We start from the raw sequence: 15,760 nt of genomic DNA, 5'->3' as shown, positions 1-15,760 counted from the left end.
CCCCCCGACACGACCCCTTCGCGCCGTACGCGACTGCCGGCCCCGTAGCTGCGGGCAGTCGTGCCGCTAGGGGCGGCACGGGTGGGCGCAGCGGCACCCCGCCAGCGCCGGGCTCGCGACCCCACCCGCCCCCCCCCCGCACCCGCGCCGGGGACCCGAGGACACCGGGCCGGTGTCAAGGACGTACCGTCACTTGTCGGCCTCCTCCAGCGGCGGTGCCGGCGGTGCCGCGGGGCGCAGCTTCAGCCAGGCCAGGAAGAAGAGGCCCAGGACCAGCATCCCCACCCCGGTCCACAGATTGATGTTCACCCCCTGCGCCTTGTCGATCTCCGCGTCGGACGCCGCGAAGCCCGCGATCGTCACGATGACGCCGTAGATCACGAACAGCCCGCCGATGATCCGCCGGATGTCGAACAGCCGCGCGGCGGTGGCGGACTTGGTCTCCAGCTCGGAGACCTCGTCCTGGAGGTTCTTGTCGGAGTAGGAATCAGACATGCTCTCTCAATCCTCCCGCGATCAGAACGAGAACGGGACGTAGCAGGCGGCGGCCAGGACGACCGCCCCCCAGCCCAGCAGCGCCGGCCGGCGGTACCACGCGTCGTCGCCCTTGGCCGGCGGCTCCGCCATGCCGGGGGACGTGGTGCCGTAGACCAGGCCCTGGAGCTCGGCGACCGGCTTGGGCCGGGTGAACAGGGACACCGCGACCATGACCACCGCACCGGCGACGAAGCCCGCGATCGCGGAGACGAAGTTGGCGCCCTGGTCGGAGGGGATGTCGATGATGCCCTGCTTGTAGATGACGAAGTAGTTCACCATCGCGGCGGTCGTGCCCGCGACCAGGCCCCAGAAGCCGGACTTCATGGACGCCCGCTTCCAGAACATGCCGATGATGAAGACCACGAACATCGGCACGTTGAAGAAGGAGAAGAGCGTCTGGAGGTAGCTCATGATGTTGGAGAACGAGGAGGCCAGGAACGCCGTGCCGATGGAGGCGAGGACGCCGATCACCGTGATCAGGCGGCCGAAGCGGACGTAGTAGCCGTCCTCGCGGTCCTTCGCCACGTACTTCTGCCAGATGTCGGTGGTGAAGACCGTGTTGAAGGAGGAGATGTTGGCCGCCATGCCCGCCATGAAGGCGGCCAGCAGACCGGTCACCGCGATGCCCAGGACGCCGTTGGGCAGCAACTGCTGCATGAGGTACGGGATCGCGTCGTTGTACTGGAGGTCCGAGCCGGGGGTGCCGATCTTCGGGACGAGGACGGCGGCGACCAGGCCGGGGATCATCACGACGAAGACGATGAAGATCTTGGGGAAGGCCGCGATCAGCGGGGTGCGCTGGGCCGCGGAGAGGTTCTTCGCCGACAGGGCGCGCTGCACCTCGGCGAAGTTCGTCGTCCAGTAGCCGAAGGACAGGACGAAGCCGAGGCCGAGCACGATGGTCAGCCAGTTGGCGCCCAGCGGGTTGTCGCTGCCGATGCCCGTGCCGCCCCACGCCGTCATGAAGTCGGAGCCGTGGGAGTGGGAGAGGGAGTCCGACAGGCCGTCCCAGCCGCCGACCTTCTTCAGGCCCAGGACGGTGATCGGGATGAGGCCGGCCAGGATCACGAAGAACTGGAGGACCTCGTTGTAGATGGCCGAGGACAGGCCGCCCAGGGTGATGTACGCCAGCACGAAGAAGCCGGCCACCACGATGGCGACCCACTCCGGCCAGCCCAGGAGGGCCTCGACGACGATCGCGAGGGCGTACAGGTTCACACCGGCGATGAGGATGGCCGCGACGGCGAACAGGGCCGAGCTGAGCAGGTGGGCGGCCTTGTCGAAGCGGAGCAGGAGGAACTCCGGGACCGAGCGGACCTTCGAGCCGTAGTAGAACGGCATCATCACCAGGCCGAGGAAGACCATCGCCGGGATGGCGCCGATCCAGTACCAGTGGGTCGTGTAGACGCCGTACTGGGCGCTGTTGGCGGCCATGCCGAGGATCTCGGTGGCGCCCAGGTTGGCGGCGACGAAGGCGAGACCGGTGACCCAGGCGGGCAGTGAACGGCCGGACAGGAAGAAGTCCAGGCTGGTCCTGACCGAGCGGCGGGCCGCGAAGCCGATGCCCAGCACGACCAGGAAGTAGATGCCGAGGATCGTGTAGTCGAGCCAGTTGGTGGGGAGTCGAAGCTCGGCGGCCAGATATGTGGTGCTTGTGGGGGTTTGCATTGAGCACTCGCTTCGTTCGCGAACTGATCCGCAGCGGAACCTACGCCTCCGCGTTCAGAAACTGAACACTTGCGGTGATGAACTTTGTTTGATCGTGATGAAGGGAGGGTGCGAAGGCGGCTGTGGTGGGTTGTGGCGTGTTATGTTTGATTGTGTTTGGTGATGGGACGGGTGGGCGCAGAGGAGTGCGGCAGTGAAGAAGACCTCGACCCGGCTGGCCGACGGCCGTGAGCTGGTCTACTACGACCTGCGGGACGACACCGTGCGCGATGCCGTCGACCGCCGTCCGCTGGAGCGGACCGTCACCACGTCCGAAGTGCGTCGTGATCCGCTGCTCGGCGACTCGGTCGCCGTCGCCTCGCACCGGCAGGGCCGCACCTACCACCCGCCGGCCGACCAGTGCCCGCTGTGCCCGTCGGACGGGGAGCGGCTGAGCGAGATCCCGGACTCGTCGTACGACGTGGTGGTCTTCGAGAACCGCTTCCCCTCGCTGGCCGGCGACTCCGGCCGCTGCGAGGTCGTGTGCTTCACCTCCGACCACGACGCCTCCTTCGCCGATCTGACCGAGGAGCAGGCCCGGCTCGTGCTCGACGCCTGGACCGACCGCACCTCCGAGCTGTCCCATCTCCCCTCCGTCGAGCAGGTGTTCTGCTTCGAGAACCGGGGCGCCGAAATCGGCGTGACACTGGGTCACCCGCACGGGCAGATCTACGCCTACCCGTTCACCACCCCCCGCACCGCCCTGATGCTGCGTTCCCTCGCCGCCCACAAGGACGCGACCGGCGGGGAGAACCTGTTCGACGCCGTCCTGGCCGGGGAGCTCTCCGGCGAGCGGGTCGTCCTGGAAGGCGAGCACTGGGCCGCCTTCGTGCCGTACGCCGCGCACTGGCCGTACGAGGTGCACCTCTACCCCAAGCGGCGGGTGCCCGACCTGCTCGGGCTCGACGAGGCGGCGCGCACAGAATTCCCCCAGGTCTATCTGGAACTGTTGAGACGCTTCGACCGGATCTTCGGCGAGGGCGAGCCTCCGACGCCCTACATCGCGGCCTGGCACCAGGCCCCGTTCGGGCACCTGGAGGAGTTCGACGGTGTGACGCGGGACGACTTCGCGCTGCACCTGGAGCTTTTCACCATCCGCCGTACGTCCGGCAAGCTGAAGTTCCTCGCGGGTTCCGAGTCCGGTATGAACGTCTTCATCAACGACGTGCCGCCGGAGCGCGCGGCCGAGCGACTGCGAGAGGTAGCGAGTTGATGAGCGGGAAGTACCTGGTGACGGGCGGGGCCGGATATGTCGGCAGCGTCGTCGCCCAGCACCTGCTGGAGGCCGGGCACGAGGTCGTCGTGCTCGACAACCTGTCGACCGGATTCCGCGAAGGCGTGCCGGCGGGTGCCTCGTTCGTCGAGGGCGACATCCGCGACGCCGCCAAGTGGCTGGACGGCTCCTTCGACGGCGTCCTGCACTTCGCCGCCTTCTCGCAGGTCGGCGAGTCGGTCGTGAAGCCCGAGAAGTACTGGGACAACAATGTCGGCGGGACCATGGCGCTGCTGGAGGCCATGCGGGGCGCGGGCGTGCGGCGGCTCGTCTTCTCCTCCACCGCCGCCACCTACGGCGAGCCGGAGCAGGTCCCGATCGTCGAGTCCGCGCCGACGAAGCCCACCAATCCGTACGGCGCCTCGAAGCTCGCCGTCGACCACATGATCACCGGCGAGGCGGCGGCCCACGGCCTGGGCGCGGTCTCGCTGCGGTACTTCAACGTCGCGGGCGCGTACGGGGAGTACGGCGAGCGCCACGATCCCGAGTCGCATCTGATTCCGCTGGTCCTCCAGGTGGCGCAGGGCAGGCGCGAGGCCGTCTCCGTCTTCGGCGACGACTACCCGACGCCGGACGGCACCTGCGTGCGCGACTACATCCACGTCGCCGACCTGGCCGAGGCGCACCTGCTGGCCGTGGCCGCCGCCACCCCGGGCGAGCACCTCATCTGCAACCTGGGCAACGGCAACGGCTTCTCGGTCCGCGAGGTCGTCGAGACGGTGCGCCGGGTGACGGGCCACCCGATCCCCGAGGTCGTGGCCCCGCGCCGGGGCGGCGACCCGGCGGTCCTGGTGGCGTCGGCGGACACCGCCCGCGAGAAACTGGGCTGGAACCCGTCCCGCGCGGACCTCGCGGGGATCGTGTCGGACGCGTGGGAGTTCGCGCAGCGGCGCGCGGGCTAGTACTTACCGCAGTTACCGGAAGGGCGAGGGGTCAGGGCATGGGCGAGGCTGTCGCGGGGACCGTCGGCGAGCGGTTCCGGGAGCTGTACGGGGCGGAGCCGGAGGGGGTGTGGGCGGCGCCGGGCCGGGTGAACCTCATCGGCGAGCACACCGACTACAACGACGGCTTCGTCATGCCCTTCGCCCTCCCGCACCAGGCCGTCGCGGCCGTCTCCCGGCGCGACGACGGCATCCTGCGCCTGCACTCGGCCGACATCGCGTCCGACCCCGTCGAACTGCGCGTCGCCGACCTGGCCCCCGGCTCGGACAAGTCCTGGACGGCGTACCCCTCGGGCGTCGTCTGGGCGCTGCGCGAGGCCGGTCACGAGCTGACCGGCGCCGACGTCCACCTGGCCTCCACGGTCCCGTCGGGCGCGGGGCTCTCCTCCTCCGCGGCCCTGGAGGTCGTGGTGGCCCTGGCGCTGAACGACCTGTACTCGCTCGGCCTGCGCGGCTGGCAGTTGGCCCGGCTGTGCCAGCGCGCGGAGAACGTCTACGTCGGCGCCCCCGTCGGCATCATGGACCAGACGGCCTCCGCGTGCTGCGAGGAGGGCCACGCCCTCTTCCTGGACACCCGCGACCTCTCCCAGCGGCAGATCCCCTTCGACCTCGCCGCCGAGGGCATGCGCCTGCTCGTCGTCGACACCCGCGTCAAGCACTCCCACAGCGAGGGCGAGTACGGCAAGCGCCGCGCCGGCTGCGAGAAGGGCGCCGCGCTGCTGGGCGTCGACGCCCTGCGCGACGTGCCGTACGACGGCCTGGACGCGGCACTGGAGCGGCTGGGCGACGAGGAGGAGGTGCGCCGCCTGGTCCGGCACGTCGTCACCGAGGACGAGCGCGTCGAGCGGGTGGTCTCGCTGCTGGAGTCCGGCGACACCCGGGCCATCGGGCCCGTCCTGGTGGAGGGCCACGCCTCGCTCCGCGACGACTTCCGCATCTCCTGCCCCGAACTGGACCTGGTCGTCGACACCTCCCTCGCCTCCGGCGCGCTCGGCGCCCGCATGACCGGCGGCGGCTTCGGCGGCTCGGCGATCGTCCTGGTGGAGGCCGCCGACGTGGACGCCGTCACCAAGGCGGTCGAGGACGCCTTCGCGGCCGCGGGGCTCAAGGAGCCGCGGGTGTTCGAGGCGGTGCCTTCGGCGGGGGCCCGGCGGCTGCTCTGACCGGGGCCGGGGCGGCGGCCCGGGGGCTTGTCCCCCGGGGGAGCTACGGGCAGGTGTCCACCGCGGGGTGACGATCGGGGACGGCCGGGTTCCTAGAGTCTTCCTCAGTCGCCGGGAACGACAACCGGGCGGCCGAGCAAGACCCTTGAGCACCCGACACCCGCCCCGTTCCTGCCCGTTGGAGGCCCCCATGTTCCGCACCCTCGCCAAGGCGACCGCCGCGATCGCCGTCGTCTCCACCGTGGCCGGCGCGGGCCTGGTCCTGGGCGAGCAGTACGCCAACGCCGACGCGAAGGCCAAGGACGCCGCCTCCGCGCGCTCGGCCGGGGCCTCCTTCACCGGCGAGAAGAAGATCCGCGTCGGCGGCCACACGGTCAACGTCTCCTGCTCCGGCCGCGCCGCGCACCGCCACGACCCCCTGGTGCTGCTGATGGCCGGCGGCGGCGAGGGCCTGGACAACATGGCCCCGCTCCAGAAGACGCTGAGCACGACCCACCGCGTCTGCTCCTACGACCGCCTCGGCGAGGGCAGGAGCGACAAGCCCGCCCGGGGCACCCTGCAGACCGCGGACGACACCGGTGCCCTGCTCACCAAGGTCCTCGACCGCCTCGCCGGCGACCGTCCCGTCGTCCTGGCCGGGCACTCCCTCGGCGGCTACATCGCCGCCCGCTACGCCCCCGACCACACCGACCGCGTCAAGGGCCTGGTCCTCCTCGACGCGACCATCCCCCACCTCACCCGCGACATGAACCGCACCGTCCCCGCCGACGCCACCGGCGTCGCCGCCCAGCTCCGCGACGGCGCCCTCGCGGTCAACGCCGGCCAGAACCCCGAGCAGTTCGTCATCGCCGACGGACCGGTCCGCTCCGCCGGGCGCATCCCCGTGGAGATCCTCAAGCACGAGTCGCAGTACGCCGAGGTCCCCCAGTACGGCCCCGCCCTCGAAGAGATGTGGGCCAACGGCCAGCGCGAGTGGCGCAAGCTCTCCCGTGACAGCCGGGTCACCACCGCCAAGGGCAGCGGCCACTACATCCACACCGACCGCCCCGACCTCGCCGTCAAGGCCGTCAACAAGGTCGCCCACCGCGCCGCCCACGCCCACTGAGACCTCCGCACCCCCTGACCGGCCCCGGACCGCGGCTTCCCCCGCCGCGGTCCGGGGCCCGGGGCGTCGAGGCAGCTCACCCCCGCTGTCTCAGCCCCACCGCTTCACCAGCGTGTACTCCGTGACACCGGGCGGGTAGTCGGGGATCACGCACACGACGTCGTAGCCGCGCCCCGTGTAGAAGCCGGGGGCCTGGAAGTCCCAGGTCTCCACGCGGGCGGCGGTGCAGCCGCGTTCGGTGCGGGCGGTGTGCTCGGCCTCGTCGAGGAGGGCCGAGCCCAGCCCCGAGCCGCGGTGGCGGTCGTCCACCCACAGGTACGTGACGTGGAGCCAGGTCGCCCAGGTGTGGCCGACCAGGCCGCCCGTCAGGTCTCCGGTCTCGTCCAGCATCCAGACGTGCAGCGGGAATTCGCGTTCGTGAGGGGTTCCGCGCAGGGAACGCAGGACGGAGGAGGCCGCCGTGTTCGTCTCCCGCAGGCGGGCGCGCAGCAGATCGCGCCGTTCCTTGTCGACTTCTGTCACTAGACGAAACATGCGGCACACCATAAACGCGCACGGGGGTCAGTTCTGCGAATAGCCTTCCGCCGCCTGCGCCCGCCCGTACTCTGATGGGCAGCACCGGTGGGGGCCGGTGCCGTTCAGGGGGCGGGACTGCCGGGTACGACGCCCGGGCGGGGGTAGCAGTAATCACACGGCACAGGTGTGTGCGGGGTCCGGGCACGGGACATCGGACGCCGTATCCGCGCCCGTGCCGGTGCCGCCATCCGAGGACGGACAGACGATGGGTATCCCCTGCTCCGCGCGGAGCTCGGGGGAGGGGGTTTCGTGGTTCGTATCCGAGTCCTGGTCGTCGACGACCACCGCATCTTCGCCGAGTCGCTCGCCGCCGCCCTGGCCGCCGAGCCCGACGTCGAGGTCTCCGCGGCCGGCAGCGGTCCGGCCGCGCTGCGCTGCCTGGAACGCGCCGCGTCCGAGGGGCGGCGGTTCGACGTCCTGCTCGTCGACGCCGACCTGGGCGGTCACGTGCCCGGCGCCCGGCCCGCCGTACCCGTGCGCGACGGCAACGAGGACGGGCTGGTGGACGGGATCTCCCTGGTCGCCGGGGTGCGCTCGGGGCAGCCGGGCGTCCGGGTCGTCGTCCTCGCCGAGAAGGACGACCCGAGGCGGGCCGCGCTGGCACTCGGGGCCGGGGCCTGCGGCTGGGTGGCCAAGGACTGCTCCCTGTCCCGGCTGCTCAGCGTCGTCCGGGGCGTGCTGCGCGACGAGACGCACCTGCCGCCCGCCCTGCTCACCGGCGTGCTGCGCGAGCTGACCGCCGCCCGCAAGCACCGCACCGAGAGCGAACTGCTGGTGGAGTCGCTGACCCCGCGCGAGCGCGAGGTCCTGCGCTGCATGGTCGCCGGCCTCGGCCGCAAGGCGGTCGCCGAGCGGCTGTACCTGTCCCCGCACACGGTGCGCACCCACATGCAGAACGTCCTGGGCAAGCTGGGCGTCCACTCCACCCTGGCCGCGGTGGCGCTGGCGCGCCGGGCCGGGGTGGGGCCCGCCGACCTAACCGGGGATGTTGTCGAACGGGGCGGTCAGCTGGCGTAGCAGGGCCGCCAGTTCGCTGCGCTGGGCGCGGGACAGCTCACCGAGGATCGCGCGCTCCTGGGCCAGCAGGCCCGCCAGCGACTGGTCGGCGCGGTCGCGGCCCTCGTCCGTGAGCCGGACCAGGACACCGCGTCGGTCGCTGGGGTCGGGCAGGCGCTCGACCAGGCCCTTCTTGGCCAGCCGGTCGATGCGGTTGGTCATCGTGCCCGAGGTGACCAGGGTCTGGGTGAGGAGCTGTCCCGGGGAGAGCTGGTAGGGGGTGCCGGCCCGGCGCAGTGCCGTCAGCACGTCGAACTCCCACGGCTCCAACTGGTGTTCGGAGAAGGCCAGCCGCCGTGCGCGGTCCAGGTGCCGGGCCAGCCTGCTGACGCGGCTCAGCACCTCGAGCGGTTCCACGTCGAGGTCCGGGCGCTCCCGGCGCCACGCTGCGACCAGCCGATCGACCTCGTCCTCCATGACGATCAGTGTAGTGGTTGTGTCGACGTGAAGTCTCTTGATGTCGACTCTCTTGACGTCGAGACAGTGTGGGCGTGACGCTGGGTACCCGTTCCGCACGGACACCCCTGGAGGCCCCATGCCCGCCACCGCCCCCACCTGGGACCCCGCCCAGTACCTGCGGCACGCCGGCCCGCGTGCCCGCCCCTTCACCGACCTCCTCGCCCGGGTCCCCGACCTCCCCGGCGACCCGCCCCGCATCGCCGACCTCGGCTGCGGACCCGGCAACGCCACCGTCCTGCTCGCCGACCGCTGGCCCACCGCCCGCATCACCGGCTACGACAACTCGCCCCCGATGCTCGAACGGGCCCGGCAGTACGCCGGTCCCACCCCCGGCGGCGGCCACCTCGGCTTCGCCGCCGCCGACGCCCGCACCTGGACCCCCGACGAGCCGTACGACCTCCTCGTCAGCAACGCCACCCTCCAGTGGGTCCCCGGCCACGCCGACCGCTTCCCCGACTGGATCGACGGCCTCGCCCCCGGCGGCACCCTCGCCCTCCAGGTGCCCGGCAACTTCGACGCCCCCAGCCACCGCCTGATGCGCGAACTCGCCGAGTCCCGGCGCTGGCGGGACCGCCTGGCCGGCGTCCTGCGCCACGACGACGCCGTCCTCACCCCGGAGGCCTACCTCGCCCGCCTCACCGCCGCCGGCTGCACCGCCGACGTGTGGGAGACGACGTACGTCCACCTGCTGCCCGGCGACGACGCCGTCCTCGACTGGGTGAAGGGGACGGGACTGCGGCCGGTGCTGGACGCCCTCGCCGACGACCCGGCCGCCCGCGACGCGTTCGTCGACGAGTACCGGGCCGTCCTGCGCGCCGCCTACCCCGCCCAGGCGCACGGCACCCCGTTCCCCTTCCGCCGGGTCTTCGCCGTCGCGCGGAAGGGAGACGGCCGCTGAGCACCGGCCCCGGCCGGGACGGCCGCTGAGCACCGGCCCCGGTCGGGGACGGCCGCTGAGTACCGTGCCCCGGCCCATGCGGCACGCCGCGCCCCCGGGCCCGGCTCACACCACGCCGTCGGCGGCGAGCACGTCGATCTCCTCCTCCGACAGACCGAGACCGCCGAGCACGGCCCGGGTGTGCTCGCCCAGCGCCGGGACCGCCTCCATGCGCGGCGCCCCGCCGGTCGGGCCGGGCGGGGCCAGTGCCGGGACCGGACCCGCCGGGGTGGGCACCTCGTGCAGGCGTCCGCGCGCGGCGAGCTGAGGGTGGTCCCACACCTCGGCGAGCGTGTTCACCCGGGCGTTGGCCACCGGCACCGCGTCGAGCAGCGCGATCGCCTCGGCACCGGTCAGCTCCGCGAACCGGGCCGCGATCAGCCCGTCCAGCTCCTCCCGGTGCGCGTCGCGGTCCGCGTTGGTGGCGTAGTGCGGGTGACCGGCCAGCTCCGGACGGCGCAGGAAGCCCGCGCAGAAGCCGCGCCACTCGCGCTCGTTCTGCACCGCCGTCATCACGATCGTCCCGTCGCCCGCCGTGAACGGGCCGTACGGACAGATCGTCGCGTGCGCCGCGCCCGCCCGCGGCGGCGGACCGGCACCGTCGAAGGAGTAGTAGAGGGGGAAACCCAGCCACTCCACCGTCGCCTCCAGCATCGACACGTCCAGGTGCGCGCCCCGCCCCGTCCGGCCCCGTTCGAGCAGCGCGGCGAGGACCGAGCTGTACGCGTACATCCCGGCGGCGATGTCCGACACCGGGATGCCCGCCTTCGCCACCTCCCGCGGCGTGCCCGTGACCGACAGCAGCCCCGACTCGGACTGCACCAGCAGGTCGTACGCCTTGCGGTCCGCGTAGGGGCCCGGCGCGCCGTAGCCGGAGATGTCGCAGACGATCAGCCCCGGATGCGCCGCCCGCAGCTCCCCGGCGCCCAGACCGGCCCGGGCCGCCGCGCCCGGCGCCAGGTTCTGCAGGAAGACGTCGGCGTCCGCGATCAGCCGGCGCAGCAGTTCCAGGCCCCGCGGATCCTTGAAGTCCAGGGTGAGGGACTCCTTGTTGCGGTTGACCCACACGAAGTGCGAACTCAGCCCCCGCACCCGGGTGTCGTACGCCCGGGCGAAGTCCCCCGTCCCCGGGCGCTCCACCTTGATCACCCGCGCGCCCAGATCGGCGAGCTGACGGCTCGCGTACGGAGCGGCGATCGCCTGCTCCAGCGAGACGACGGTGACTCCACGCAGCGGCTGCATGCCCTCGCCCCCCGGCGTCTAGCTCTTGCGGTGCCCGATCAGCCGCGGCTTCGGCTCCAGGCCGTCCAGGCCGTGCCAGGCCAGGTTCACCAGGTGCGCCGCCACCTCCGCCTTCTTCGGGCGCCGCACGTCCAGCCACCACTGGCCGGTCAGCGCCACCATGCCGACCAGCGCCTGCGCGTACAGCGGGGCCAGCTTGGCGTCGAAGCCGCGGCTCTTGAACTCGCGGCCCAGGATGTCCTCCACCTGGGTGGCGATGTCCGAGATGAGGGAGGCGAAGGAGCCCGTCGACTGGGGGATGGGGGAGTCGCGGACCAGGATGCGGAACCCGTCCGTGTACTCCTCGATGTAGTCCAGGAGCGCGAACGCCGCCTGCTCGCACAGCTCCCGCGGGTGCCCCGCGGTCAGGGAGCCGGTCACCATCTCGAGCAGCCGCCGCATCTCGCGGTCCACGACCACCGCGTACAGGCCCTCCTTGCCGCCGAAGTGCTCGTAGACCACCGGCTTGGAGACCCCGGCCTTCGCCGCGATCTCCTCCACGGACGTGCCCTCGAAGCCCTTCTCCGCGAAGAGGGTGCGACCGATCTCCAGCAACTGCTGGCGGCGCTCGGCGCCGGTCATCCGGGTGCGACGTGCGCGCCGCGGCTTGTCGTTGCTTGGGGTGCTGCTGGAGTCGGTCGCCACGGCGTCAATCATGCCGCCTTCGCCGTCTCCTTCCGGCGGCGGGCGTCGTCCTGCTCCGTGGTGCGGCGCGAATCGATACGCGAGCGTGACGGCCAGCGCACGTCGTACGCCCATCCCAGCCGCTCGAACCAGCGGATCAGCCGCGCGGAGGAGTCCACCTGTCCGCGCATCACACCGTGCCGTGCCGACGTCGGGTCCGCGTGGTGCAGGTTGTGCCACGACTCGCCGCAGGACAGGACCGCCAGCCACCACACGTTGCCCGAACGGTCCCGGGACTTGAACGGGCGCTTGCCCACCGCGTGGCAGATCGAGTTGATCGACCACGTCACGTGGTGCAGCAACGCCACCCGGACGAGTGAACCCCAGAAGAACCCGGTGAACGCACCCCACCAGGACATCGTGACCAGCCCGCCGATCAGCGCCGGCAGCGCCAGGGACACCACCGTCCACAGGACGAACTGGCGGGAGACCGCCCGCAGCGCCGGGTCCTTGATCAGGTCCGGGGCGTACTTGTCCTGCGGCGTCTGCTCCTCGTCGAACATCCAGGCGATGTGCGCCCACCACAGGCCCTTGATCAGGGCCGGCACCGTCTCGCCGTACCGCCACGGCGAGTGCGGATCGCCCTCGGCGTCCGAGAACTTGTGGTGCTTGCGGTGGTCCGCCACCCAGCGCACCAGCGGCCCCTCGACCGCCATCGACCCCGCGATCGCCAGCGCGATCTTCAACGGCCGCTTCGCCTTGAAGGAACCATGGGTGAAGTGGCGGTGGAAGCCGATCGTGATGCCGTGGCAGCCCAGGAAGTAGAAGAAGACCAGCAGCCCCAGGTCCAGCCAGCTCACGCCCCACCCCCACGCCAGTGGCACCGCCGCCACCAGCGCGAGGAACGGAACGGCGATGAACAGCAGCAGCGTGATCTGCTCGATCGAACGCTTCTGTTCACCGCCCAGCGTGGCGGAGGACGCCGCGGCGGAACCGGCCGGCTGCGGAGCGTCTGGAATCACATCGGAACTCGTGGTCATGCGCGTCCCCTGTGGGGTCGAGAACAGGTCCGGTGCCGGGCTCCGGAAACCCGTGCGGTTTTCCTACGGTTCCGTAACCTACGGCGACGTAAGTATGGCAGTGCGTGGCCGCACGGCAAGAGCCCCAGAGCCTGCGCGTCCCGGCCGACACCTATCCTGGAAGCCGGTCGGACAGCGCGGTCCGCTCTGATTACTTCCCGGACGACCCGACCGGTAAGCGGCGCCCCGCCGCACGGGACGGCCGTCCGGGTTCCCTCCCAGACGAGCTTCAACACTGCAAGGAGCCGCACCTGTGAGCAGTGCCGACGACCAGACCACCACGACGACCAGCAGCGAGCTGCGCGCCGACATCCGCCGGCTGGGTGATCTCCTCGGAGAGACCCTCGTCCGCCAGGAGGGCCCCGAGCTGCTGGAACTCGTCGAGAAGGTGCGCCGACTCACCCGCGAGGACGGCGAGGCAGCCGCCGAACTGCTGCGCGGCACCGAACTGGAGACCGCCGCCAAGCTCGTCCGCGCCTTCTCCACCTACTTCCACCTCGCCAACGTCACCGAACAGGTCCACCGCGGCCGCGAACTCGGCGCCAAGCGCGCCGCCGAGGGCGGACTCCTCGCCCGTACCGCCGACCGGCTGAAGGACGCCGACCCCGAGCACCTGCGCGAAACGGTCCGCAACCTCAACGTGCGCCCCGTCTTCACCGCGCACCCCACCGAGGCCGCCCGCCGCTCCGTCCTCAACAAGCTGCGCCGCATCGCCGCACTCCTGGACACCCCGGTCAACGAGTCCGACCGCCGCCGCCTGGACACCCGCCTCGCCGAGAACATCGACCTGGTGTGGCAGACCGACGAACTGCGCGTCGTACGGCCCGAACCCGCCGACGAGGCCCGCAACGCCATTTACTACCTCGACGAGCTGCACCTGGGCGCCGTCGGCGACGTCCTCGAGGACCTCACCGCCGAACTGGAGCGCGCCGGCGTCGAGCTCCCCGACGACACCCGCCCCCTCACCTTCGGCACCTGGATCGGCGGCGACCGCGACGGCAACCCCAACGTCACCCCCCAGGTCACCTGGGACATCCTCATCCTCCAGCACGAACACGGCATCAACGACGCCCTGGAGATGATCGACGAGCTGCGCGGCTTCCTCTCCAACTCCATCCGCTACGCCGGCGCGACCGAGGAACTGCTGACCTCGCTCCAGACCGACCTGGAGCGGCTGCCCGAGATCAGCCCCCGCTACAAGCGCCTCAACGCCGAGGAGCCCTACCGGCTCAAGGCCACCTGCATCCGGCAGAAGCTGGAGAACACCAAGCAGCGCCTCGCCAAGGGCACCCCCCACGAAGAGGGCCGCGACTACCTCGGCACCGCCCAGCTCATCGACGACCTGCGCATCGTCCAGACCTCCCTGCGCGAACACCGCGGCGGCCTCTTCGCCGACGGCCGCCTCGCCCGCACCATCCGCACCCTGGCCGCCTTCGGCCTCCAGCTCGCCACCATGGACGTCCGCGAACACGCCGACGCCCACCACCACGCCCTCGGCCAGCTCTTCGACCGGCTCGGCGAGGAGTCCTGGCGCTACGCCGACATGCCCCGCGAGTACCGCACCAAGCTCCTCGCCAAGGAACTGCGCTCCCGCAGGCCGCTGGCCCCCACCCCGGCCCCCGTCGATGCACCCGGCGAAAAGACCCTCGGCGTCTTCCAGACCGTCCGGCGCGCCCTGGAGGTCTTCGGCCCCGAGGTCATCGAGTCCTACATCATCTCCATGTGCCAGGGCGCCGACGACGTCTTCGCCGCGACCGTCCTGGCCCGCGAGGCCGGCCTCATCGACCTGCACGCCGGCTGGGCCAGGATCGGCATCGTGCCGCTCCTGGAGACCACCGACGAGCTCAAGGCCGCCGACACCATCCTGGAGGACCTGCTCGCCGACCCCTCCTACCGGCGCCTGGTCGCCCTGCGCGGCGACGTCCAGGAGGTCATGCTCGGCTACTCCGACTCCTCCAAGTTCGGCGGCATCACCACCAGCCAGTGGGAGATCCACCGCGCCCAGCGCCGCCTGCGCGACGTCGCCCACCGCTACGGGGTGCGGCTGCGCCTCTTCCACGGCCGCGGCGGCACCGTCGGCCGCGGCGGCGGCCCCACCCACGACGCCATCCTCGCCCAGCCCTGGGGCACCCTGGAGGGCGAGATCAAGGTGACCGAGCAGGGCGAGGTCATCTCCGACAAGTACCTCATCCCGGCGCTCGCCCGGGAGAACCTGGAGCTGACCGTCGCGGCCACCCTCCAGGCCTCCGCCCTGCACACCGCGCCCCGCCAGTCCGACGAGGCCCTCGCCCGCTGGGACGCCGCCATGGACGTCGTCTCCGACGCCGCCCACACGGCCTACCGCAAGCTCGTCGAGGACCCCGACCTGCCGACCTACTTCCTGGCCTCCACGCCGGTCGACCAGCTCGCCGACCTCCACCTGGGCTCGCGGCCCTCCCGCCGCCCCGGCTCCGGCGTCTCCCTCGACGGACTGCGCGCCATCCCGTGGGTGTTCGGCTGGACCCAGTCCCGGCAGATCGTCCCCGGCTGGTACGGCGTCGGCTCCGGCCTCAAGGCCCTGCGCGAGGCCGGCCTGGACACGGTGCTGGACGAGATGCACCAGCAGTGGCACTTCTTCCGGAACTTCATCTCCAACGTCGAGATGACCCTCGCCAAGACCGACCTGCGCATCGCCCAGCACTACGTCGACACCCTCGTCCCGGACGAGCTCAAGCACGTCTTCGACGCCATCAAGGCCGAGCACGAGCTGACGGTCCGCGAGGTCCTGCGCGTCACCGGCGAGACGGAACTCCTCGACGCCGACCCGGTCCTCAAGCAGACCTTCGCCATCCGCGACGCCTACCTCGACCCCATCTCCTACCTCCAGGTCGCCCTCCTGGGCCGCCAGCGCGAGGCCGCCGCCGCGGGCGAGGAAGTCGACCCGCTGCTCGCCCGGGCCCTCCTCCTCACCGTCAACGGCGTTGCGGCGGGCCTGCGCAACACGGGCTGACCCGGCCCGGCCGGCCCGCGGCCACCCTGACGG

The 15,760-nt window shown here is 71.7% G+C and carries 14 protein-coding genes; 7 read left to right on the top strand and 7 right to left on the bottom strand.

The window, feature by feature from the left end:
• Positions 1–189: 189 nt before the first annotated feature.
• A complete protein-coding gene (locus IG88_RS0133640) occupies positions 190–495 on the bottom strand; it encodes a hypothetical protein (RefSeq protein WP_031049459.1) in 306 nt (101 codons plus the stop codon).
• 21 nt (positions 496–516) lie between these two features.
• Positions 517–2,205 (bottom strand): sodium:solute symporter family protein, encoded by a 1,689-nt coding sequence (locus IG88_RS0133635; protein ID WP_031049458.1) that lies wholly within the window; start codon positions 2,203–2,205, stop codon positions 517–519.
• A 193-nt stretch (positions 2,206–2,398) separates the two neighbouring features.
• Between IG88_RS0133635 and galT the strand changes: the two genes are divergently transcribed.
• From galT to IG88_RS0133615, 4 genes are all read left to right on the top strand, one after another.
• The gene (galT, locus tag IG88_RS0133630) at positions 2,399–3,457 is read left to right on the top strand and encodes a galactose-1-phosphate uridylyltransferase (RefSeq protein ID WP_031049457.1); all 1,059 of its coding nucleotides are present in this window, start codon (positions 2,399–2,401) and stop codon (positions 3,455–3,457) included.
• The gene (gene galE / locus IG88_RS0133625) at positions 3,457–4,419 is read left to right on the top strand and encodes a UDP-glucose 4-epimerase GalE (protein ID WP_031049456.1); all 963 of its coding nucleotides are present in this window, start codon (positions 3,457–3,459) and stop codon (positions 4,417–4,419) included. Before galT ends, galE begins: the two co-directional genes overlap by 1 nt.
• Before the next feature lie 38 nt (positions 4,420–4,457).
• Positions 4,458–5,621 (top strand): galactokinase, encoded by a 1,164-nt coding sequence (gene galK / locus IG88_RS0133620; protein ID WP_031049455.1) that lies wholly within the window; start codon positions 4,458–4,460, stop codon positions 5,619–5,621.
• Positions 5,622–5,811: 190 nt separating this feature from the next.
• A complete protein-coding gene (locus tag IG88_RS0133615) occupies positions 5,812–6,726 on the top strand; it encodes an alpha/beta fold hydrolase (protein WP_031049453.1) in 915 nt (304 codons plus the stop codon).
• Positions 6,727–6,816: 90 nt separating this feature from the next.
• Here IG88_RS0133615 and IG88_RS0133610 read toward each other — a convergent pair whose 3' ends face one another.
• Positions 6,817–7,272 carry a GNAT family N-acetyltransferase gene (locus IG88_RS0133610; protein WP_031049451.1) on the bottom strand — a complete coding sequence of 152 codons (456 nt, stop codon included), beginning with the start codon at positions 7,270–7,272 and terminating at the stop codon, positions 6,817–6,819.
• 279 nt (positions 7,273–7,551) lie between these two features.
• Between IG88_RS0133610 and IG88_RS0133605 the strand changes: the two genes are divergently transcribed.
• Positions 7,552–8,319, top strand: coding sequence for a response regulator transcription factor (locus IG88_RS0133605; RefSeq protein ID WP_030404920.1), 768 nt, complete (start codon positions 7,552–7,554; stop codon positions 8,317–8,319).
• Here IG88_RS0133605 and tamR read toward each other — a convergent pair.
• On the bottom strand, positions 8,278–8,775 hold the full coding sequence (gene tamR / locus IG88_RS0133600) for a MarR family transcriptional regulator TamR (protein ID WP_007450665.1): 498 nt from the start codon (positions 8,773–8,775) through the stop codon (positions 8,278–8,280). The two genes, IG88_RS0133605 and tamR, sit on opposite strands and share 42 nt — an antisense overlap.
• Positions 8,776–8,893: 118 nt before the next feature.
• Between tamR and IG88_RS0133595 the strand changes: the two genes are divergently transcribed.
• Positions 8,894–9,715 carry a trans-aconitate 2-methyltransferase gene (locus IG88_RS0133595; protein WP_031049448.1) on the top strand — a complete coding sequence of 274 codons (822 nt, stop codon included), beginning with the start codon at positions 8,894–8,896 and terminating at the stop codon, positions 9,713–9,715.
• A gap of 105 nt (positions 9,716–9,820) precedes the next feature.
• Here the strand turns inward: IG88_RS0133595 and IG88_RS0133590 are convergent, their stop codons facing one another.
• From IG88_RS0133590 to IG88_RS0133580, 3 genes are read right to left on the bottom strand one after another with little or no spacing between them, the layout of a single operon-like run.
• Positions 9,821–10,996, bottom strand: a complete 1,176-nt coding sequence (locus IG88_RS0133590; RefSeq protein ID WP_031049446.1) for a CaiB/BaiF CoA transferase family protein — start codon at positions 10,994–10,996, stop codon at positions 9,821–9,823.
• 18 nt (positions 10,997–11,014) lie between these two features.
• On the bottom strand, positions 11,015–11,692 hold the full coding sequence (locus tag IG88_RS0133585; protein ID WP_031049443.1) for a TetR/AcrR family transcriptional regulator: 678 nt from the start codon (positions 11,690–11,692) through the stop codon (positions 11,015–11,017).
• Complete coding sequence (locus IG88_RS0133580; RefSeq protein WP_031049442.1) at positions 11,689–12,699, bottom strand: acyl-CoA desaturase; 1,011 nt, start codon at positions 12,697–12,699, stop codon at positions 11,689–11,691. Before IG88_RS0133580 ends, IG88_RS0133585 begins: the two co-directional genes overlap by 4 nt.
• Before the next feature lie 292 nt (positions 12,700–12,991).
• Here IG88_RS0133580 and ppc point away from each other — a divergent pair, with 292 nt between their 5' ends.
• Positions 12,992–15,727 carry a phosphoenolpyruvate carboxylase gene (ppc, locus tag IG88_RS0133575; RefSeq protein WP_031049440.1) on the top strand — a complete coding sequence of 912 codons (2,736 nt, stop codon included), beginning with the start codon at positions 12,992–12,994 and terminating at the stop codon, positions 15,725–15,727.
• Positions 15,728–15,760 lie beyond the last annotated feature (33 nt).

The sequence above is a fragment of the Streptomyces sp. NRRL F-5650 genome (assembly GCF_000721365.1).
Lineage (GTDB): Bacteria > Actinomycetota > Actinomycetes > Streptomycetales > Streptomycetaceae > Streptomyces > Streptomyces ardesiacus.
Note: the sequence above shows the minus strand (reverse complement) of the source record. Positions and strands in the feature narration are given on the sequence as shown.